This window comes from Ruegeria sp. BHSA123 (assembly GCF_059613425.1).
This window is the reverse complement of record NZ_JBXWSL010000014.1, coordinates 61039-83242: the sequence shown is the minus strand read 5'-3', so window position 1 is coordinate 83242 and position 22204 is coordinate 61039. Positions and strand designations below refer to the sequence as shown.

Annotated in this window: 18 protein-coding genes; 11 read left to right on the top strand and 7 right to left on the bottom strand. The window is 56.8% G+C overall.

Going from position 1 to position 22204, the window contains the following annotated elements; translation table 11 throughout:
• Positions 1-2: 2 nt before the first annotated feature.
• On the top strand, positions 3-3140 hold the full coding sequence (locus tag AC2FNC_RS10170; protein WP_480516750.1) for an efflux RND transporter permease subunit: 3138 nt from the start codon (positions 3-5) through the stop codon (positions 3138-3140).
• Between the two features lie 41 nt (positions 3141-3181).
• Here the strand turns inward: AC2FNC_RS10170 and AC2FNC_RS10165 are convergent, their stop codons facing one another.
• Complete coding sequence (locus tag AC2FNC_RS10165) at positions 3182-3727, bottom strand: DUF2087 domain-containing protein (protein ID WP_480553305.1); 546 nt, start codon at positions 3725-3727, stop codon at positions 3182-3184.
• A gap of 195 nt (positions 3728-3922) precedes the next feature.
• Positions 3923-5509 (bottom strand): glycerol-3-phosphate dehydrogenase, encoded by a 1587-nt coding sequence (gene glpD, locus AC2FNC_RS10160; protein WP_496715227.1) that lies wholly within the window; start codon positions 5507-5509, stop codon positions 3923-3925.
• 181 nt (positions 5510-5690) lie between these two features.
• Between glpD and AC2FNC_RS10155 the strand changes: the two genes are divergently transcribed.
• The 6 genes from AC2FNC_RS10155 (at position 5691) to AC2FNC_RS10130 (ending at position 10422) form a co-directional block, all read left to right on the top strand.
• Positions 5691-6452: a DeoR/GlpR family DNA-binding transcription regulator gene (locus tag AC2FNC_RS10155; RefSeq protein WP_496715226.1), complete on the top strand. Its 762-nt coding sequence runs from the start codon at positions 5691-5693 to the stop codon at positions 6450-6452.
• Positions 6453-6559: 107 nt separating this feature from the next.
• Positions 6560-6715, top strand: a complete 156-nt coding sequence (locus tag AC2FNC_RS10150) for a DUF5993 family protein (protein WP_480493354.1) — start codon at positions 6560-6562, stop codon at positions 6713-6715.
• A gap of 10 nt (positions 6716-6725) precedes the next feature.
• A complete protein-coding gene (locus AC2FNC_RS10145; protein ID WP_480516744.1) occupies positions 6726-7295 on the top strand; it encodes a disulfide bond formation protein B in 570 nt (189 codons plus the stop codon).
• A gap of 35 nt (positions 7296-7330) precedes the next feature.
• Entirely contained in the window at positions 7331-7693 is a 363-nt protein-coding gene (locus tag AC2FNC_RS10140; protein ID WP_480493356.1) for a DUF3302 domain-containing protein, read from the top strand.
• A gap of 21 nt (positions 7694-7714) precedes the next feature.
• Positions 7715-8860 (top strand): HlyD family secretion protein, encoded by a 1146-nt coding sequence (locus tag AC2FNC_RS10135; protein WP_496715224.1) that lies wholly within the window; start codon positions 7715-7717, stop codon positions 8858-8860.
• Positions 8861-8871: 11 nt separating this feature from the next.
• Positions 8872-10422, top strand: coding sequence for an efflux transporter outer membrane subunit (locus AC2FNC_RS10130; protein WP_496715222.1), 1551 nt, complete (start codon positions 8872-8874; stop codon positions 10420-10422).
• Between the two features lie 3 nt (positions 10423-10425).
• Here the strand turns inward: AC2FNC_RS10130 and mprF are convergent, their stop codons facing one another.
• Together mprF and AC2FNC_RS10120 are read right to left on the bottom strand one after the other, a co-directional pair.
• The gene (gene mprF / locus AC2FNC_RS10125; protein WP_496715221.1) at positions 10426-13035 is read right to left on the bottom strand and encodes a bifunctional lysylphosphatidylglycerol flippase/synthetase MprF; all 2610 of its coding nucleotides are present in this window, start codon (positions 13033-13035) and stop codon (positions 10426-10428) included.
• A 113-nt stretch (positions 13036-13148) separates the two neighbouring features.
• The gene (locus AC2FNC_RS10120) at positions 13149-13577 is read right to left on the bottom strand and encodes an Lrp/AsnC family transcriptional regulator (protein ID WP_480472343.1); all 429 of its coding nucleotides are present in this window, start codon (positions 13575-13577) and stop codon (positions 13149-13151) included.
• Between the two features lie 87 nt (positions 13578-13664).
• On the opposite strand from AC2FNC_RS10120, the gene rocF reads away from it, so the two are divergent.
• Genes rocF through ocd form a run of 3 tightly spaced genes read left to right on the top strand, consistent with a single transcriptional unit; the run spans position 13665 to position 16555 of the window.
• Positions 13665-14585: an arginase gene (rocF, locus tag AC2FNC_RS10115; protein WP_480493559.1), complete on the top strand. Its 921-nt coding sequence runs from the start codon at positions 13665-13667 to the stop codon at positions 14583-14585.
• Positions 14585-15505 carry a citrulline utilization hydrolase CtlX gene (ctlX, locus tag AC2FNC_RS10110; RefSeq protein WP_480472341.1) on the top strand — a complete coding sequence of 307 codons (921 nt, stop codon included), beginning with the start codon at positions 14585-14587 and terminating at the stop codon, positions 15503-15505. The genes rocF and ctlX overlap by 1 nt, the downstream gene beginning before the upstream one ends.
• Before the next feature lie 9 nt (positions 15506-15514).
• Positions 15515-16555, top strand: a complete 1041-nt coding sequence (gene ocd / locus AC2FNC_RS10105; RefSeq protein WP_480604273.1) for an ornithine cyclodeaminase — start codon at positions 15515-15517, stop codon at positions 16553-16555.
• A 139-nt stretch (positions 16556-16694) separates the two neighbouring features.
• Here ocd and AC2FNC_RS10100 read toward each other — a convergent pair whose 3' ends face one another.
• The 3 genes from AC2FNC_RS10100 to AC2FNC_RS10090 are packed head-to-tail and all read right to left on the bottom strand — an operon-like array spanning position 16695 to position 19804.
• Positions 16695-18098, bottom strand: a complete 1404-nt coding sequence (locus AC2FNC_RS10100; protein ID WP_480553294.1) for a TRAP transporter large permease — start codon at positions 18096-18098, stop codon at positions 16695-16697.
• 3 nt (positions 18099-18101) lie between these two features.
• Positions 18102-18731, bottom strand: coding sequence for a TRAP transporter small permease subunit (locus AC2FNC_RS10095; RefSeq protein WP_480472339.1), 630 nt, complete (start codon positions 18729-18731; stop codon positions 18102-18104).
• Positions 18732-18787: 56 nt separating this feature from the next.
• On the bottom strand, positions 18788-19804 hold the full coding sequence (locus AC2FNC_RS10090) for a C4-dicarboxylate TRAP transporter substrate-binding protein (protein ID WP_480553877.1): 1017 nt from the start codon (positions 19802-19804) through the stop codon (positions 18788-18790).
• Positions 19805-20234: 430 nt separating this feature from the next.
• Between AC2FNC_RS10090 and acs the strand changes: the two genes are divergently transcribed.
• A complete protein-coding gene (acs, locus tag AC2FNC_RS10085; protein WP_480493360.1) occupies positions 20235-22199 on the top strand; it encodes an acetate--CoA ligase in 1965 nt (654 codons plus the stop codon).
• Positions 22200-22204: the final 5 nt, after the last annotated feature.

Below are 22204 nucleotides of genomic sequence, written 5' to 3'. Positions count from 1 at the left end.
CGATGTTCTCAGCCCTGTTCATTAGCCGGCCAAAGCTGGCGTTTGTCATCTCGCTGGTACTGACCATCATGGGTGGCATCGGCTATCTGGTGCTGCCGGTCGCGCAGTTCCCTGACATTACCCCGCCCGTCGTCAACGTATCCACCAAATATACCGGCGCAAATGCGGAAACAGTGGAAAACACTGTTGCCGCACCGATCGAGGCGCAGGTCAACGGTGTGGACGACATGATCTACATGACGTCCAGATCGTCTGACAACGGCTCGTATTCATTGGACGTAACCTTCGAAGTTGGCACCGACCCCGATATCGCCTCGGTCAACGTGCAGAACCGGGTGGCGCAGGCAATGTCGTCGTTGCCCGCCGAAGTGACATCTTCGGGCGTTGTCACACAAAAATCGTCGACCAACATGCTGATGCTGGTCACGCTGACCTCGCCCAACGGCACCTATGACAGCGTGTTTCTTTCCAACTATGCCTCGATCAACCTGCGCGATGCGCTGGCGCGTGTGCAGGGCGTGGGCAAGGCTGATGTTCTGACCAACCTGGAATACGCCATGCGGGTCTGGATGGACCCGGACAAGATGGCAGCCCTGTCCATCACACCAGGCGATGTGATCAACGCGATCCGCGAACAGAATATCGAAGTGTCCGCAGGCTCGATTGGTGCACCGCCTGTTCCCGAAGGCCAGACCTTTCAATACACGATCAAGTCCAAAGGGCGACTGACGTCAGCCGAAGAATTTGGCAACATCGTGATCCGTACCGGAGATGCCGGCGCAATTGTCCGCGTAAGGGACATCGCCCGGGTTGAGCTTGGTGCACAGTTTTACTCGGCGTCCGGTTATTTTCAGTCCGTGCCCGCCACCGTGATCGGTATCTATCAGGCCCCCGGCGCAAACGCCCTGGCCGTTTCAGAGCGCGTGCAGGCGGAACTGGAGCGGCTGTCCCGCGCATTCCCCACAGATGTCGAATATGATGTCCCCTTTAACACGACAGACTTTGTCGAAGCTTCTTTGAATGACGTCGTATCGACACTGATCCTGACCTTTACCCTCGTGATCTCGGTCGTTTTTGTGTTCCTGGGAAGTTGGCGCGCGACGATCATTCCGGCGGTTGCCATCCCGGTCTCACTGATCGGCACGTTTGCTTTCTTGCTGGCCTTCGGCATGTCGTTGAACACGATCTCGCTGTTTGCGCTGGTGCTGGCCATCGGTATCGTGGTTGATGACGCCATTGTCGTGGTCGAAAACGTCGAGCGCATCATCGCTGATGAGGGGTTGCCCCCAGCCGAAGCCACCCGTAAGGCTATGGGGCAGATCACCGGCCCCGTCATCGCGACCACACTGGTTCTGTTGGCGGTGTTCGTACCGGTAACCTTCATGCCGGGTATCTCAGGGCGGCTGTACTCTCAGTTCGCTGTTACGATCTCGACCGCTGTTGTAATCTCATCCATCAACGCGCTGACACTGTCGCCCGCTCTGTGTGGGCTGGTCCTTAAGGCCCGCTCGGGGCCACCCAAGGGGCTGCTTGCGCTGTTCGAAAATCTCATTGGTGGCGTTCGCAATGGCTATGTCGCCATTGTTCGCAAACTGCTTGTCTTTCCGGCTATCGCGCTGGCCATCGTGGTTGGGCTCGGCATGGGAACAGGGGCAATCATGTCGAACACGTCAGCTGGGTTTATCCCGCTGGAAGACAATGGTTATCTCTTTGTTGACGTGCAACTGCCTGACGCCGCGACGCTGGAACGGACCGAGGCCGTGACAAAGCGCCTTGATGACCAGATACGCGAGATTCCGGGTGTGTCCAGCACCGTTCTGATCAATGGCTTCTCATTGCTGAACGGCACAATCACCAACGGCGCTGCGATCTTCGTGAACCTCGACAACTGGAGCGAACGGCAGGAGGAAGACCTGAGCGCCGAAGCCATTTTAGCTAAGGTGCTGGCCATCGCGAATAATGAGACCGCAGCCTCGACCGTTGCCTTCAACCCGCCACCAATTCAGGGTCTCGGCATGTCGGCCGGGGTCGAGATGGAGGTGCAGCAAACCGGCGGCGGTTCACCGCAGGATCTGGCATCGGCTGTGGGATCGTTTGTCTATTCGGCCAACCAGCGACCCGAGATCGGACAGGCCTATACGACATTCCGTGCCAATGTTCCGCAGCTGTTCGTGGATCTGGACCGTGAGAAAGCCAAGACACTGGACGTCTCGGTGGCTGAGATTTTCCAGACTATGCAGGCCCAGCTGGGGTCATATTATGTCAACGACTTCAACCTGTTTGGTCGCGTCTATCGCGTAATGATCCAGGCGGAAGGCAGCTATCGCGATAATGTCGATGACATTGCCAGCCTCTATGTGCGTTCACAGAAAGGCGACATGGTGCCACTGGGTACCCTGATTGACGTGGAAAACGTATTGGGGCCGGTTCTGCTGAAGCGGCATAACCTGTTCCGATCGGCAACGGTGACGGCGGTACCGGCACCGGGCCTGTCCAGCGGCGATGCGATCACCGCGATGACAGAGGTTTCTGCTTCGGCCCTGCCGCCGGGATACTCGTTCGAATGGACGGGAACGGCACAACAACAGTTGGCGTCCGGCAGCCTGGTGATCATCATTCTGGGGCTGGCCATCCTATTCGGTTACCTGTTTCTGGTGGGACAGTATGAAAGCTGGACTATGCCGGTCTCGATCCTGCTGTCTGTGGTCGTGGCCTTGTTCGGGGCGGTGGCTGCGGTTGCCATCGTTGGCAGTGACATAAACCTCTATACGCAGATCGGTATGATCATGCTGGTGGGCCTGGCTTCGAAGAACGGCATTCTGATCGTTGAGTTCGCAATGGAACAACGCGCCAAGGGTCTATCGATCAAGGAAGCAGCCGTCGAGGCCGCTCATCAGCGTTTCCGCGCTGTCATGATGACCGCCCTGTCTTTCCTGCTGGGGGTCGTACCGCTGCTGGCTGCCAATGGTGCGGGCGCGGCCAGCCAAAAAGCCATCGGTGTCGCCGTGTTCGGTGGCATGTTGGCCGCGACGCTGGTTGGCGTAATCGTGGTGCCTGTCCTCTACGCCCTGATGCAAAGCATGCGCGAGTGGCTGAAAGGCAGCAAAAACGATCCCGGCCCGTCAAAAGAAGCGGCCTGATCCAATCAAAGCCCCGCACATCAGCGGGGCTTTTTCTGGCGTTAGTCTGATCTTCCCCGCCGCCGTTCAGAGATTTCGCGGATCACCACCTTTGCCTCTGGTGTCGGTGCCTGCTCGACCCGGCGATAATCCGATCCATCCCGGTTCCGTGTCAGCAGCCCACAGGAGATCATGGTCCGGCGCAGGGTTGCAGGGTCATCAAAACAGTGTTCGGCATTGAGGAACGCGTTGACGTCACCCTCTTGCAGCACCGCAGCAGCCGGTACCGCAGACCAGAGCCCCCACAAGGACAAAGTCTGCACAGATCTTTTTGACGGCCATTGCCGAAGCCTGCCCTGCTCATCGAACAGGTGCAATGTACGCTCAACCGTACGCATGTCAGCAGCCAGTTGTTTCGGGCGGGCCTCAATCCGCCTGGCAGCGGCACTGGTGGCGCGCATATGTTGCACGTTCTGAAACCCGGCGGAACGGGCGACCATATTCATCAGGGTCAGGTGCGACGGGCTGGAGTCGCCAAGTTGTTGGGACAAGGTGCGCACGAATCCGGTCAGATCATCGGCGTGCAACGGTACAGGAGTTTTGCTCATCACAAATCCATATCGGGCGTTTTTCGCGATCGTTGGTCGCTGACTTGACGAAACAACGCCCGGATGGTTGCGATAGTTTCAAATTCACTGGCAGGTTTAGCACTCTGGGTAAGAGCAGCGACGCCTCGGTGTCTGCCGACCGTAACCAACGGCTAGCACAACACGGATCACCCGCCAAGAGGATAGAAAGATGGATCAGGCCGTGCTGCTGATCCGCCGTTCAGCCATCCAACCGTCGATCCGCGCGATCTGCTCGGCACTCATTCGCAGGCCCAGCTTGTTGCGCCGCCAGACGACATCTTCGGCGGTTCTGGCATATTCCTTGTCGATCAGCCACGCGACTTCCCGCGCGGTCAGTGTTGCGCCAAAATCCTCGCCCAGATCAGACAACTGCTGCGCATCCCCAAGGACATCTGCTGCTTCAGTTCCATAGGCCCTGATTAGGCGTGTAGCCCAGGCGGCACCCAGAAACGGATACGCGGCCAAAAGCTGATCAGTCAGGGCTTCAACAGCGTCAACCGGAAAGTCACCGCCCGGCAGCGCAACACCGGCGGTCCAGGGGCCCGGCATATTCGGAAAGAATTTACCAATCTTCTCCAGAGCACTTTCCGCGAGCCGTCGATAGGTGGTGATCTTGCCGCCAAACACGTTCAATACAGGCGCCCCACCCTGCGCATCGACTTTCAGCGTGTAGTCCCGCGTTGCAGCGGTGGCACTGCTGGCACCGTCGTCATAAAGCGGCCGCACACCGGAATAGGTCCACACAACATCTTCGCGGGTCACAGTGCGCTTGAAATACTTCGATGCGAAAGTGCACAGATACTCCTGCTCGGCCTCAGTACAGACGGGTTTCGTGTCAGGGTCCGGGTGATCCTGATCCGTTGTGCCGATCAGGGTAAAATCCTGCTCGTAAGGAATGGAGAAAATGATGCGGCCGTCTTCGCCCTGAAAAAAATAGCACTTGTCGTGGTCATACAGCCGGGGTGTCACAATATGGCTGCCCCGAACAAGCCGAACACCCTCGCGTGAGTTCACACGGATCTTGGACTGGATGATGTCCCCGACCCAAGGGCCACCTGCATTGATCAGCATTCTGGCCCGGACAAGACGGGTTTCGCCGCCGTCGCGATCGCGAATGGATACCTGCCAAAGGTCGTCCACCCGCTCGGCGGAAATCACTTCGGTTCGCACCATGATCTGCGCACCGCGCGCCTCGGCGTCGCGGGCATTCAGGACCACCAACCGCGAATCTTCGACCCAGCAGTCGGAATATTCATAAGCCGTTTCGAATTTGTCCTGTAGTGGGGCCCCTTCCGGAGCCGATCGCAGGTTCAGCGACGTGGTGCCCGGCAGAATTTTGCGACCACCCAGATTGTCATACATGAGCAAACCCAACCGGATCAGCCAGGCCGGACGCCGCCCGCGCATCCACGGCATGACCGTGCTGAGCAGCCGTGAGGTCGGCGTTTCCGAGTCAAACCGCATGTCCTTATGGTATGGCAGCACGAAGCGCATCGGCCAGCTGATATGCGGCATCGCGCGCAACAGGGTTTCACGCTCGATCAGGGCCTCACGGACCAGACGGATTTCGAAATATTCCAGATAGCGCAACCCGCCATGAAACAATTTGGTCGAGGCTGATGACGTCGCTGAAGCCAGATCATTCATCTCTGCCAAAGAAACTGACAGCCCGCGACCAGCAGCATCCCGTGCGATGCCGCAACCATTGATCCCGCCACCGATGATAAAAAGGTCCGTTATCTGAACGTCCGCTGACTGCATGCCAATGATTCCTTGTCAGGATGGATGATAGGCATTTGCCAGAACATCCTTCGTATGGTCAATGTTTATGTTCGAATTTTTTCGTTTTGCAACACTGATCTGAAATTTTCGCATGCCGTTCTTGCAAAACCGGCCAGAAAGAACAAAAACGAAAAGAAACACTTCAAGTCTGGAAACACCCATGTCCCTGTCTTTCCGCCAATCTGACATTCTGGACATTGCCGGGGCCGAAGGCCGCGTCACCGTTGACGGGTTGGCCGAAAGATTTGGTGTCACGGTCCAGACGATCCGGCGCGACCTGACCGAGCTGGCCGAGACAGGTAAACTGGATCGGGTGCATGGCGGCGCGGTTCTGCGCTCGGGCGTTTCCAACATCGGATATGAAGACCGCCGCGCCCTGAATTCCGACGCCAAAACCCGTATTGCACAGGCTTGCGCCACCGATATCCCCGACGGTGCGTCGATCTTCATGAACATCGGGACCTCGACCGAGGCCGTGGCGCGGCAATTGCTGCACCACAAGAACCTGATGGTTGTGACCAACAACATGAATGTCGCAAACATTCTGATTGAGAACCCGGATTGTGAGGTCGTCATGGCTGGAGGCGTCCTGCGGCGCACAGACGGCGGGTTGATCGGGACCCTGACTGTTTCGACCATTCGGCAATTCAAATTTGATCTTGCCGTGATCGGCTGTTCAGCTTTGGACACTGACGGCGATCTTCTGGACTTCGACTTTCAGGAGGTACAAGTCAGCCAGACCATCATTGCGCAGGCACGCCGAACTTTTCTGGTTGCCGACCATTCAAAGTTTCACCGCTCGGCCCCGGCGCGCATCACTTCCTTGGCTGAAATAGACGCGATCTACACTGATGCGCCGTTACCTGGCGATCTGCACCTGCGCAGTCAGGAATGGCAAACGGACATCGTACTGTGTAACTAGCGGACATTAAGAATAGTCTCAAAATTACCACGTCGCTTGCCAGATGCCACCCGGCCTGACACTATCGTCTGCATAAAGATATGTGCACGGGAGGGGAGCACCGGGCCATGATTGCGCTTTTATTTGCACTACTTACCGCCACGATGGGGCTCAACTATTTCAACATGACGAAGGCAGGCAATGCGCTGTTCTTTGTTACAATTGCCCTGAGTGTCTACTGGTTGAAATTCCACGCCACCAGTCAGCTGACAATTCAGCTTTGAGGGCCTCGTCATGACACCTGAACTGTCACGAACATTTAACGCGATCGGAATGTTGGCCGTCTGTCTCGTTCTGGCGCTGGCGTTTTTTTATCAACTTTTCCTTTACGAACTGCCTTGCCCGCTTTGCCTGTTGCAGCGTGTCGGCTTTGTTGCTGTCGGCGTCGGGCTGGGCTTGAACCTGCTGTATGGCGCGCGACCGCAGCACTATGCCATCATGCTGATTGCAGCTTTGTATGGCGGCAGTGTTTCGATCCGGCAAATCCTGTTGCACATTGTGCCGGGAACCGGCCACTATGGATCGCCCGTTCTTGGGCTGCATTATTACACTTGGGCGGGCATCGCCTTTTTCCTAGTCCTGCTGGGTACGTCGTTCATGCTGCTGTTTGATCGCCAATATGTCTCGGGCGCGACCAGCGAGGTACGATTTGGGGGAAACAAGCTGGCAAAAACCGCCTTCTTTGTCATGCTGGCACTGGCCGTGCTGAACGCCGGTTCAACTCTGCTGGAATGCGGACCGGGCATTTGTGATGACCCGCCCACCGACTACAAGTTGATTGACGAACTGAAAGCGAATGACTGAGGATACCCTAACCTTCCCCTGATGGAGGCACACGCATGGGACTACTGGGCCAGCCGCTGGGCTATTATGACTATCTGACATTGGCCGCGCTGATCCTGCTGCTTGCAGCAGTTATGGCGCTGTTCCTTTTCATTATGGGCCTTCCGGGGCGGATCGCGATCAAACGCAATCATCCCCACGCCGAAGCTGTAAAGATCATGGGATGGATGGGGTTCTTGGCTGTCGTGCCCTGGGTACACGCCTTCATGTGGGCTTTTCACGATGGCGTCACGGTCGATATTCGCCGCGGCCCGGACGAGGAAAAAGATGCCATTCGCGATGAAATCAAACGCTTGGGCGGCAAGGTCAAACCCGAATACCAGAATCGTCTGGACACAGACGACACACAACCCAGTTAAGACCGAAGGACCCTAATACCTATGTTCGTCGCCCTCGGCATCACTCTGTTCTACATCATTTTCGTCTGGCTCATTTTCTTCAAGCTGGAATGGCTGAAGTTTAACATTGCCTGGGGCATTGTTTCGTTCTGGGTGGGCGCACATCTGCTGCTGATCTTCCTTGTGGCGTTGCGCTTCTTTCAGCCGTTTTCGGCAGACAGCCACGTGGTGCGTTCGACCATACAGATCATCCCAAAGCTGACACAGCCGACGATCCTGTCCGAGGTTCTTGTTGAACCGAACACACCGGTCACAAAGGGCGATCCGCTTTATCGGTTCGACGATACGGTGTTTTCGCTGGCGGTCGATAATGCACAGGCCCAGTTGGTGGCGGCAGCGCAGAATGCCAAAATCCTTGAACAGGATGTTATCGCGTCGACCGAAGCTGTCGAACGGGCCAATGCACAACTGGCTTATGCGCAAACCCAACAGGCGCGGTATGAGAACCTTGTTCCCGCCGGAGGTGCCCGTCAGGACGACCTCGACCGTTGGAACGAACAGGTGACGGAAGATCAGGCCGCCGTTAAACAGGCCGAGGCGAACCTGGCCAAGGCTCAGCTGGCGCTGCAATCGCAGATTGACGGCGTGAACACCGGTATCCTTCAGGCGCAGGCGCAATTGGCCGAAGCCGAATATTTTCTGGAAAACACAACAATCTATGCGCCTGAAAATGGCATGATCGTCTCACAGCAGGCTCGCCCCGGATTGGTAGTCGGTGACGTCCGATTGGGTGCGATTGCCAGCTTTGTGACTGATGAAAGCCCTTATATCCTTGCCACGTTCCGCCAGCAGAACCTGAAATTTGTCGAGCCGGGGCAAGAGGTCGAAGTTGCACTTGATCTTTATCCCGGTGAAATCCTGACGGGCAAGGTCGAAGCGATCTGGTGGGCCACCCGGCAGGGGCAACTCATCCCGTCGGGCCGCCTGCCCGGTTTCGAGCTGCCCAAACTGCCCGGTCGGATTGCGGTCCAGATCACCGTCGATGTTCCGGAAGACCACATTTTCCCAGCAGGTGGTCATGCCGCAGTGGCGATCTATACAGGCCAAGGCAAAAGTTTTGAGTTTCTGAGGCGTATCAACATCCGTCTCTATTCCTTCGCCAACTTCATCCGACCTCTGGATATCTGAGGATGCGCGCCATGACACTCCGCAGGTTGTTGGGAACCGCCATTTGTGCCGCCACTCTCGCGGCCTGCACACCCGTTGGGCCGGATTTCGTGCGCCCCAACTCACCGGTCGTGAAACAGTGGATTGAGGTCAACAACACCAGCGCCGGTCAAAGCGGGCTGACGTCGCGCAGTGCGCCTGTCGTGAAATGGTGGCAAACATTCAATGATCCTACCCTCAACAAACTGATTGCCGAGGCCTACGCCCAGAACCTGACACTTCAGGTCGCTGGCGCGCGGGTTTTGCAGGCCCGTGCACAACTGGGTATCGCCTTTGGCGAGCTTTACCCGCAGTCGCAGGCCATTGGCGGCTCGCTTGAACGGCGCCAGATCAGTGACAATCTGGGGCCGATTTCGGATGTTAATCGCGTCATCCCGCTGGATACCGAATTCTCGACCTCGCAAGTCGGCTTCGATGCCCAGTGGGAGCTGGACGTCTGGGGTGCCCAGCGGCGCGGTGTTCAGGCGGCGCGATCCAACCTGGCCCTGCAAGTGGCGAATTACGACGACGCATTGGTTACGCTGACAGGGGACGTCGCCGCGCTTTACGTCAATATCCGGGCGTTGCAGGAGACGCTGGCAATTGCGCGCGAGAACATCAAATTGCAGCAGGACTCGGCAGACCTGACTCAGCTGCGGTTCAACAATGGCGTCACCACGGAACTGGACGTGCAAGAGTCCACCGCCCTACTGAACAACACTAAGGCGCTGGTACCGGAACTGGAAAGCGACCTGCAACAGACCAAGAACGCGCTTGCGGTGTTGTTGGGCACGACACCTTCACGCATGACCGGTCTGTTGGGCAATACCGGACGCATTCCATCGGCCCGAGCAAATGTGGCTGTGGGCGTTCCCGCTGAATTGCTGCGCCGCCGCCCGGATGTGCGCGCGGCTGAACTGGCGGCAGCCACGCAATCAGCACAGGTGGGCATCGCGATGGCGGACCTGTATCCCCAATTTATCCTGTCGGGCGCGATCGGTCTGCAGGCATCCGGCGGGCGCGATCTGTTCGGCGGTGGCAGCACAACCGGATTGGCCAGTGCTGGTGTGGTCTGGAATGTGCTGAACTATGGCCGCATCAAGAACAATGTTCGCGCGCAAGACGCCGCTTACCAGGCGCTGATTGCGAATTATCAGAACACTGTGCTGACCGCTTATTCCGAAGTTGAAAGTGCCATGGTCGCTTATGCGCAGGCACGTAAGCAGGTCGGGTTCTATCAGCAAAGCGTCGACGCCTCACGCAAAGCTGCCGAAATCGCCGTCAACCAGTATACAGACGGCATTGCCGATTATTCGCGTGTTCTGAACACCCAGACCGCGCTATTGCGATCACAGGCCAACCTGATCGAGGCGCGGCAGCAGGTATCCAGCAACCTGGTCGCGGTTTACAAGGGCCTGGGCGGCGGATGGCAGATCCGGCAAAATCAGGAATTCCTACCTGAAACCGTTCTGGCCGAGATGGCCTATCGCACGGATTGGGGCGATCTGCTGCAGAAAACCCCAACCCGCGCAAGCCTGAATTAGGTGCTACTTGGTTAACCCGCGCAACCCGCCCGAGATCAGGATATTGACCTCATAGAGGATGCGGGGCGCGGCCAACCCGCCGGGGCTAGCCAGATAATTCGGGCTCCATTCCGGATCGAACTTCTGCTTGAACGCACGAAGACCCTCAAAATGGTAGAACTGTTCGCCATGTTCGTAAACGAACCCTCCGATCCGGTTCCAAAGCGAGGCAAGCTGACGGTTCTCAATCCCTGAGAACGGTGCGGCACCCAGTGAAAACCAGTGAAAACCCTGCTGCGCACCCCAATCCATCATGTCGGCGAAAAGAGCGTCCATGACGAAACTTGGGCTATCGGGTTCATAGCGCATAAGGTCCAGTGATAACTCGGATTTATTTCCCCCTTGGAACAGGTTGGCAAAGGCCATGATCTTGCCGGTGTTGCCATCACGCAGGATCGCATGATCGAAATAGGACAGGTATTGATCATCAAATCCACCCAGCGCAAAGCCCTTTTCTGCACCGGCCTTTTGCGCAAGCCAGCGGTCTGAAATCCCACGCAAATCTGACAACAGAGGCGCCAGTTCTTCCTTCGGAACAATCTCGAACACATATCCTTCGCGTTCAGCACGGTTCTTGGCTTGCCGGAACCGCTTGCGCGACTTTCCGTCCAGCGAGAAATCGTGCAAAGAAACCCGCGCAACCTCGCCAATTTTCAGGATCGACAGTCCAAGATCCAGAAAAGTTGGCAGATATTTGGTCGAGACACTGTAGAACGCGCAAAGTTTACCTTCGCGATCCGCCATTTCCCGAAGCTGCCAAATCAGTTGCTGCCCGGCACCCTCGTCACCAACCGGTTCTCCTTTCGAAATCAGCGCATTGCCTGTGTCGGCGTAGGCAATAAACGCGGTCTCATCCGGTGAGATCAGGAATTGCTTGTCACCGGTAAGCGAGATTTGGGATTCCGTATCCTCACTCTCCATCACTAGCCGCTCGACAACCTCTGGGATTTCAACCCGCTGTGGTGTCGGAATCTCACGCCCGAACAGAGAGTTCATGGCAACAATGCCCACGATCACGGCCACGACAAGGCTGGACCGCAAAAAGCGCGAGGCGTCACCGTTCCAAGCAAACTGCCACCACAGATCATTTTGGTATTCGACATGCGAATATGCAAACAGCCCGATCCAGAAAATCACCGCCAGCAGAACTACGACACTGATCAGCCATGGGATGTTCAACCGAAATATCGACGCGCCACTGACCCGGTAGAACGCACCGCGAAACATGGCCAGCAGACCAATCGTTCCCAGCATCGAAAGCGCTTCGTGGATGTCGAGCCCCTTTGCAAGCGAAGCAAAGAATCCCGCCCCCATCAACACCATCGCAACGACCCATGCCCTGTAGAGCTTGCGGAACAACCCGCGCGAGACCAGCAACAGCAATACGCCTACGACGCTGCCTGCAAGATGCGAAGCCTCGACAAATGACAGGGGCAGCAGATCTTTCAGCGTGCCGAGCTTTTGCGCCCCCGCTGGCAGCGCGCCCGACACCAGCAAGATCACCCCGGCCACTGCGGCAACCCCGGCCGCGACCATTGGAACCATGGGGCGGATCACACGATAGACCCAAACCGCGGCACCGCCGATCATGTGTCTTTGGGTCAAGACCGATGCAACGGCAATGGAAAGGCTGGCGACTGCAAATGGCAAAAAAGTGTAAACCACCCGGTAAAGCAGCAACGCAGCAATCACATCCGAACGACCCGACGCCCCCAGACCGGCAATCAATGTCGCCTCAAACACGCCGATCCCGCCCGGCGCATGGCTCAGGATTCCAACGGCAATGGCAGCGATATAGATGGTGAAGAAATACGGGTACCCAACCCCCAAATCATCCGGCATCAGTACGTAAAGCGCCATGGATGCGCCAAACAGGTCGCCGATGGCAGCCAACGTCAGCAGGCCCGCCAGTTTGCCTCCGGGCAAATCGAAACCGACACCTGCAACAGCCAACCGTCGGCCACCGCTGGACAGCCAAATGAACATCGCGACAAATGCAACCAGCAAGCACAATCCTATGGTGGTTTCGACCGTTTCGCTGACGGGCATCACCTTGGATATTCCATCCGGGTGCAGGGTCAGCAACAGGCCCAAAATCAGGATCAGACCCATCCAGAACGCCACCCATGAGGTTGCGATTACACCAGCCACCCGGCCAAGATCCAAGCCAAGCGACGCGTATATCCGATACCGGATTGCGGTTCCGGTGATGTAGGAAAATCCAAGGCAGTTCGACACCGCGTATCCACTGGCTCCGGCCATCCCCGCCACAGGTAACGGCACCTTGCCATCCGCCACGCTTTGTACCGCGAACACATCATAGAGCGACAGCGACAAAAAGCTGAACGCTGTCCAGCACATCGCAAAAAACATCAACTTCCATGATGTCGCCGAAATATCTGTCTGGACATCCGACCATTTCACATGGGCCGACAGATCGTGCAAAACCGAAAGGGCAATCCCGGTAATAACGACCGGTATCGCGATGCGCAGCCAGGGTTTCTCCAGTAGACCAGCAAGACGTTCGGCCCACTTTTCGGCCAAAGGTTCGTCACCATTATCAGATGTGGTCATGCCGCAAGCCTTCCGGAAATACTGAACCCTTAATCAGCAAGCGGCCTACCTAAGGGTAAGCCGCACCCTGTCTACTCACGAACTCTGGCACAATTCGCATTTATCTCAAAGCACTAGAGCCGCCCCTTGCGCGTTGACAGCAGCAGGTTCGTTTCCGAACGTGTAACGCCGTCGATCCTGCGAATATGAAACAGAACCTCGTCCAGCTCGGCCAGAGTTTCCGTACTGATTTCGGCAATCAAATCCCAACTGCCGTTGGTCGAATGGACCGCCGTGACCTGCCGCATAGCCCCGATCCGGGACATCACGCGCTCGGTACCGCGCCCCTCGATTTCTAGCATCATCAGCCCACGCACAGGGCTTTGTGCCAGATCCCGACGCGTCAACACAGTAAAACCGACGATCTCACCAGATTGCTTGAGCCGTTGCAAACGGCTGCGCACCGTAGTGCGGGTTACGCCCAGCGTTTCCGACAGCTCTGACAGGCTGGCGCGCGCGTCACGCTGCAATGCGCCCAGCAGACGACTATCCAATTCGTCCATATCACTTTCTCACTAAGGAGTTTCCTGAACCATTTTGAGCATTTTGCGCTCTTCACGCAAGACACAGTGACGGCCTAAATGGACCACATGGAACGCAATAACATCATTTTAGTCGGCGCGCCGATGGACGCCGGAAAACGGCGTCAGGGTTGCCGAATGGGTCCTGACGCATATCGCGTGGCCGGGCTGGATCAGGCCTTGACCGATCTTGGTCACTCCGTTTGCGATTGGGGCGACGTGCAACCTGAAGAAACCGGCTTGCCCGAACATCCGCACCTGTTCGCGCTGCCCGAATGCATCGGTTGGACGCAAGCGCTGAGCAAGGTCGCGCTAAAAGCGGCTGATCGGGGCATTCCGATCTTCATGGGCGGCGATCACGCGTTGTCCATGGGAACCGTGACCGGGATGGCCGCTTATGCTGCAAAGATTGACCGCCCGCTGTTCGTTCTGTGGCTGGATGCCCATAGTGACTTTCACACCCCCGACAGCACAGACAGCGGCAACCTGCATGGCACACCCGTCGCCTATTTTACAGGAAGGCCGGGGTTCGAGGCATTTCCTTCCTTACCTGCCATCGTGCCAACGGACCGCGTCGGCATGATCGGCCTACGCTCTGTCGACCCGGCAGAACGTTCGGCGCTGGAACAAAACCGGGCCATGCTGGCCGACATGCGCAGCATTGACGAACATGGGATCAAGGCCCCGTTGCTGGCGTTTCTGGACCGCGTCAAAGTTGAAAACGCCCTTCTCCACGTTTCGTTGGATGTTGATTTCCTGGACCCGGCCATCGCCCCTGCCGTCGGCACCACTGTTCCCGGCGGTGCGACCGAGCGCGAGGCTCATCTGGTCATGGAACTGCTGCATGAAAGCGGACTGGTCAGTTCGCTGGATCTTGTCGAACTGAACCCGTTTCTGGATGAACGTGGCCGCACTGCAAAACTGATGGTCGATCTGGCCGCCTCACTTATGGGCCGTCGCGTCTTTGACCGCCCCACCCGGAGTTTCTGATGCTATCGCTACAAGCACCGTCTGCAGCAGTAATGATCCGGCCACATGCCTTTGCCTCCAACCCGGAAACACGCGATGACAATGCGTTTCAAACGCTGAGTATCACGTCGGCCGCAGCCACGTCGGAAGCTGCGAGAGATGAACATGACCAGGCAGTTCAACGCCTGCGCGACACAGGAATCACTGTTCACGTTTTTGATGATTTTGGCGATCTCGACACACCCGACAGCGTTTTCCCAAACAATTGGTTTTCCACACATCCTGGTGGTCACATAGCAGTTTACCCGATGTTCGTGCCGTCTCGCCGACGCGAGCGGCGAACCGATGTCATCGAACTGCTCAAACATGAGTATCGCGTGCAGGATGTCATAGACTATTCCGGGCTGGAACAAGACAACCTTGCGCTGGAAGGGACAGGTGCGATGGTGTTGGACCACATTGCCCGCATCGCGTATACAGTCACCTCCAATCGCGCCGACCCGGTCTTGCTGGAGCGGTTCTGCACTCATTTCAACTATGAACCAATTGCCTTTCAGGCCCGCGACGCAAAAGGCAGGGACGTTTATCATACCAACGTATTGATGGGGATCGGCACTCATTACGCGTTAATCTGCCTCGACATGATATCGGACCCCGACCGTCGCTTGACCATTCGCAATCGGTTAGAGGAATCCGGTCGAACCGTGATTGATCTGACTCATGACCAAATCGCCGAATTTGCGGGGAATGCAATTGAGTTGAAGGGACGCGATGGATTGGTGCTGGCATTGTCGAGCCGAGCGTTAGGCGCCCTCACCCCTGATCAAATCAAAATAATCCAAGCCAGTGCAACGCCTTTGCCACTGTCCGTCCCAACAATCGAAACTGCTGGTGGGTCAGTACGCTGCATGATTGCAGGCGTCCACCTTGCCCGCCGATAGGAGAGTACGATGCAACCTTCTGACAAGGCACTCGTGCCTTTTGTGTCCGTCGACAACATGATGCGTTTGATCCACCACATTGGCGTCGAACAGATGATCGTTCAGATCGCCGATCAAATCGAATCCGATTTCAAACGGTGGGAAAGCTTTGACAAGACCCCGCGTATCCCGGCGCATTCTCCGCACGGTGTGATTGAACTGATGCCCACCTCGGATGGTGAGGCATATGGGTTCAAATACGTGAACGGTCATCCCAAAAACACCTCCGAGGGTCTGCAAACTGTGACCGCATTCGGATTGCTGGCGGATGTTTACACCGGATATCCCACTCTGCTGACCGAAATGACGATGCTGACGGCGTTGCGCACGGCGGCAACGTCGGCTCTGGTCGGACGCTATCTTGCCCCGAAGAATGCCACAACCATGGCCATGATCGGCAATGGGGCGCAGTCCGAGTTCCAATGCCTCGCTTTCAAGGCAATGTGCGGGATCGACACTGTGCGGCTTTACGATATCGATCCCGGTGCAACAGCGAAATGCGCCGCAAACCTACAAGGCAAGGGCCTGACGGTCGTCCCATGCAAGACGCCGGAAGATGCTATTGAAGGCGCTCAGATCATCACCACCTGCACGGCAGACAAGAAAAACGCCACCATCCTCACCGACAACATGGTCGGTCCCGGCGTCCACATCAACGCCATCGGTGGCGATTGCCCCGGCAAGACAGAATTGCATCGCGACATCTTGCTGCGCTCAGACATTTTCGTCGAATATCCCGAGCAAACCCGGATCGAGGGCGAGATTCAGGCGCTGGATGCTGATCATCCCGTGACCGAGATGTGGCAGGTCATGACCGGTGCTGCCAAAGGGCGCACAGACAACCGCCAAATCACCCTGTTCGACAGCGTTGGCTTCGCGATTGAAGATTTCTCAGCCCTGCGTTATGTCAAGCAGGCGATCGAAGGCACCGCATTCTTTGAACCTCTGGACATGCTGGCAGACCCGGACGATCCGCGCGACCTGTTCGGAATGCTGATGCGGGCCGGTTAGGCGCACCTAAGGGGGCTCTGCCCCCGTCGCCCGTGCCGGGCGCCTCCCCCGGGATATTTATTGGCCAGATGAAGCAGGGGATCCGTTCTTCATCTGGCTTTAAATATCCCGGAGCGCGAGGCAGAGCCTCGCATCCCACCTAACCCGCAAGCGATGGCAGGTAGAGTACAATACCAGGGAACGCCACAAGCATTGCTATGGTCAGGGCGTCGGCCACGAAAAACGGCGTCACACCTCTGAAGACATCCTGAACACTCAAGTCCGGACGCACCCCGGCGACGACAAAGCAATTCAATCCAATTGGCGGTGTAATCAGGCAGAATTCGGCCATTTTGACTACCAGAATTCCGAACCAGATCGCGCACATCGGGCCGGACATGCCAAACGCACTGTCTGCGGCACTGACAGATTCACCACCGTTCAGCGCCATAACCGCGGGATAAACAACAGGTAAGGTCAAGAGCAGCATTCCAATCGCATCCATGAACATGCCCAACACGGCGTAGGCAAGAAGAATACAGATCAGGATCAACATGGGCGACATCTCGAGCCCGGTTATCCAGTCAGAAAAGGCGCCGGGAAGGTCTGCAAATCCTAGAAACCGCACATAGATCAGAACGCCCCAGATGATCGAAAAGATCATCGCGGTAAGCTTGGCCGTTTCCAGCAGCGCGGATTTGAATTCACTCCACCGCATCCCGTGGAACAGGGCGAAGCAGAAGACGATGAAGGCGCCGATTGCACCGCCTTCCGTCGGTGTGCCCCACGCTTTTTCACCAAACGGGTTATAGACAAAGCAGATGATGATCAGGATGACGGCGACAATAGGAATGGCTCCGGGAAGGGCCGAAAAGCGCTGTTTCCATGTAAAGCCTGTGACCGGAGGACCGACGGACTTAAAGATCACAGCGATCCCGACAATCAGCACGGCATAGATGATCGCTGAAAAAGCACCCGGAATGAACCCCGCCAGAAGTAGCTTCCCGACATCCTGCTCGACGATGATCGCGTAGATCACCAGTATGGCCGATGGTGGGATCAACGAGGCCAGCGTTCCTCCGGCGGCCACCACACCAGCAGCAAAGCGTTTGTTGTAGCCGACCTTTAGCATTTCCGGGATCGCGATGCGGGCAAAGACGGCAGAGGTGGCGACCGAGGCACCCGAAACCGCGGCGAAACCGGCGGTGGCAAAAACAGTTGAAACCGCCAACCCTCCAGGAACCCAGGCGACCCAGCGTTTGGCAGCTTCAAACAACGCCCGCGTGAGCCCTGCGTAATAGGCCAGATACCCGATCAGGATAAAGGTCGGGATCAGGCTGAGGGTGTGAGAGGCAACTTTGGAATGCGGCACTTGCCCGGCGGTTTTGACCGCAACTGTCAGCGCCTTTCCAAACCGCGCAGGATCATACCCAAACTTGGCCCAAAAAATCCAAACCAGCCCGATAAGCCCGGCCAAGCCCGCAGCGAACGCCACGCGCATGCCGACCACGACAAAGACCAGAAGCCCGCCCGTGACCCAGAGGCCAATTTCAATCGTGTCCATAAATCAGTCCTGCCCTTCGAACTGTTCGGCCTCAGCCGCTGCTTGTGCTGCCGCGTCCTGTATCAACGGAACGGCCACCGGAGCTTCCAGTCCCAGCCATAATGCGCGGCCATAGCCCCAAGCCTGCAAAGCAAGCCGCAGGCACAGTACGGAAAACGCGATGGGGGCCAGTAGTTTCGCGGGCCACAATGGAATTCCGATATCAATGGAACTGTCGCGGCTCCACAATGGTGCGCCCAAGTCAAAGGAGCGGTCGAAGTGAGACCAACTGCCCCAAACCAGTGCAAGCATCAGAAGCAGGATCAAAACCACCGAGACCAGTTCGAACAGCCACAACCCCCTGCCGTGAAGGCGCGATAGAACGATGTCCATGCGGATGTGGCCGCCATCGCGCTGAACATATGAAATGCCCAGAAATGCGATCAGTGGCATCGCCTGTTCGATCCAGTCAACATATCCTGGCAATGGGGCATTCAGGGCATTGCGCCCACTGACCGAAATAACGGCCAGCACCATCAAGCCAAATACTGCGAAACCGCTGATGAGCGCCAGAAAACGCTCCAGTTTCAACAACTTCTGATCCAGCTGGCTCAGACGGCTTCCGTCCACCAGCACTGTGGCCTGTCCTGCCATTCCGGTGTTCCCCAATATTTGTGTACCGGGTGCCCGTTGGGCACCCGGGTTTAGGATCAGTTGCCGCCGCGCTGTTGGGTCAGCGTCGCCTGAACGAGATCATAAAGATCCTGCGCTGGCAGTCCCTGTTCCGTCATTTCCGCGATCCACTTTTCACGGATCGGGTCGGCTGCCTTGGTGCGGAATTCTGCGATCACGGCATCATCGATCATGACTTTCTGGACACCCTTTTCTTGCAGAACACTGTCCCATTGCTCGAGCAATCCGTCGTAATTTGTCAGGTAATGGTCAATCGCCTCATCAATCGAGTTGTCCAGCGCTTCGCGATGCGCGGCTGGCAGGGCCTCATAGGCGTCAATGTTGACCACAACTGGGCAGTTTACCGTTCCTGGGTTCAGGTTTGCCGTCCACCAGTCGGCTTCGTTGATCGTCCCGAAAGACAGATGTGCGTGCTGGGCAAAGGCTACAGTGTCGACGACACCTGATTCCATGGCGTTGAACGCTTCGGTTGCGGGGACCGATGTCGGAACACCTCCGACCGCCTCAAAGGCTTGCCCCAAACCGCCAGTTGCACGGACCCGCATTCCGTCAAAATCGGCCAGTTCATCGCGTGGCTCGCCGGTACCGACCAAGTTATACTGCGGCATCGGCGAGGTCATGATGATGCGGGCGTTCCATTGGGCCATCTCATCTTTGACTGCGGGATGGTCATATACCGCATGGCTTATCGCCACCTCCTCCTGCAGGTTGTTCACGCCAAGGAAGGGCAGCTCCAGTACAGTAATCGCGCGGTTTTTGTCGCGGTGGTAACCTGCGCAGAACTGAGCCATCTCGAAGGCGCCGATTTCAATACCGTCCAAGTTCTCGCGCGGCTTGGATAGTCCGCCATAGCTGACATTGATGGTGAATTCACCGCCGGTTTTTTCGCTGACAAGCTCGGCCAGTTTTTCAACATGCTCGGTGAAGGCACGACGTTTGCCCCAGACTGATGCGTTCCATTCAGTTGCAAAGGCTTCACCGACAAAAGCAAAGCTCAGGGCGGCGACGGCCGCGCCGCTCAACATCTTTTTCATCATTTGATCTCCCATTGCTGCGCCTCCTCCCGAGGCGCTTGAGGATCAAGCTAGCGCCAACATTCTACTGTGCCAACCCTGCCTTGGCTTTCCGCTGGTATCAGAAGAAGTTCCCGCTTGGATTGCGCATGCAGGAAAACCAGGTGTTCGTGGACTGACCCCCGCTTGTGTCAAGCAATGCAAGCAGGACATGTGTTACACCTATCCATTTACTTTAAAAAGATTTTTACAAAATTTACGCGTTTTCTTTACTGGATGTGGCCGTGGTTAGAAATTTCTTTACAAATAAATTCAGGGATTCCGGCAATTTATTTATTTATTTTCAGAACTCGGTAATATTCGACCTTGGGGAGGAACGGGATCGACATTGCCGGACCAAGTGGCAAAAAATGTCCCAACGTAATCCAGTCCAGAGGGAGGAGCCTCAAAAATGACCACCGCTGCCCAGGCAGATGCCAAGACCTATCCGCCATCCGCAGAAACCGTCGCCCGTGCGCATGTTGATGCCGAAAAATATGCCGGCATGTACGCCGCTTCGATCAGTGACCCCGACGCATTCTGGGGCGAGCAAGGCAAGCGCGTTGACTGGATCAAACCCTTCACCCAGGTCAAAGACGTTAACTACGATTTCGGTTCGGTTAAAATAAACTGGTATGCCGATGGCACCTTGAATGTCTCGGCCAACTGTTTGGATCGCCACCTGAAAACCCGCGGTGATCAAACGGCAATCATCTGGGAACCGGACGATCCAAATGATCCGGCTCAGCATATCTCTTACGCAGAACTGCACCGCCGCACCTGCCGCATGGCCAACATCCTTGAATCTATGGGTGTGCGCAAAGGCGACCGCGTCGTCATTTATCTGCCTATGATCCCCGAGGCCGCTTATGCCATGCTGGCCTGCGCGCGGATCGGCGCAATTCACTCTATTGTTTTTGCAGGCTTCTCGCCGGACGCTCTGGCAGCCCGGATCAACGGCTGTGACGCCAAGGTTGTCATCACCGCGGACGAGGCTCCGCGCGGTGGTCGTAAGACGCCGCTGAAATCCAATGCTGACGCGGCACTGCTGCACTGCAAGGATACGGTCAAGTGCCTTGTCGTCAAACGCACCGGTGGCCAGACCACCTGGATTGACGGTCGTGACTTTGACTACAACGAAATGGCCCTTGAGGCGGACGACTACTGCGCACCAGCCGAAATGAGCGCCGAAGATCCGCTGTTCATCCTCTACACCTCCGGCTCGACAGGTCAGCCAAAAGGCGTTGTTCACACGACCGGCGGCTATCTTGTTTACGCCGCAATGACGCATGAGATCACCTTCGATTACCACGAAGGCGACGTGTACTGGTGTACGGCAGATGTGGGCTGGGTGACCGGCCACAGCTATATTGTCTATGGCCCGCTGGCCAATGGTGCGACAACGCTAATGTTCGAAGGCGTTCCAACCTTCCCCGACGCGTCGCGTTTCTGGCAAGTCTGCGAAAAACACAAGGTGAACCAGTTTTACACCGCGCCCACAGCGATCCGCGCCCTGATGGGTCAGGGCAAAGAGTTTGTCGAGAAATGCGACCTCAGCGATCTGCGCACTCTGGGAACCGTGGGTGAACCGATCAACCCCGAAGCCTGGAATTGGTACAACGAAGTCGTCGGCAAGGGCAAATGTCCCATCGTGGATACATGGTGGCAAACTGAAACCGGCGGTCACCTGATGACCCCCCTGCCCGGCGCCCATGCAATGAAGCCCGGATCGGCAATGAAACCGTTCTTTGGCATCGAACCGGTGGTGTTGGACCCGCAGTCCGGCGTCGAGATCGAAGGTAATGGTGTCGAGGGTGTGCTCTGCATCAAAGACAGCTGGCCCGGCCAGATGCGCACTGTCTGGGGCGATCATGAGCGGTTCGAAAAGACCTATTTTTCGGATTACAAAGGCTACTACTTCACTGGTGATGGCTGTCGTCGCGATGAAGATGGCGACTACTGGATCACCGGCCGCGTGGACGATGTGATCAACGTGTCTGGCCACCGCATGGGAACGGCCGAGGTGGAAAGCGCTCTGGTTGCACACGCCGCCGTAGCAGAAGCTGCGGTTGTTGGGTATCCCCATGAAATCAAGGGGCAAGGCATCTATTGCTATGTCACTTTGATGAATGACCGTGAACCAAGCGAAGAGCTCCGTAAGGAGTTGCGCACCTGGGTCCGGACCGAAATCGGACCGATTGCCAGCCCCGATGTGATCCAATGGGCCCCGGGCCTGCCCAAAACACGTTCCGGTAAGATCATGCGCCGCATCCTGCGCAAGATCGCCGAAAATGATTTTGGTTCGCTGGGTGACACCTCGACACTGGCCGATCCGTCGGTGGTCGAAGACCTGATCGAAAACCGCGCAAGCAAGTGAGGATG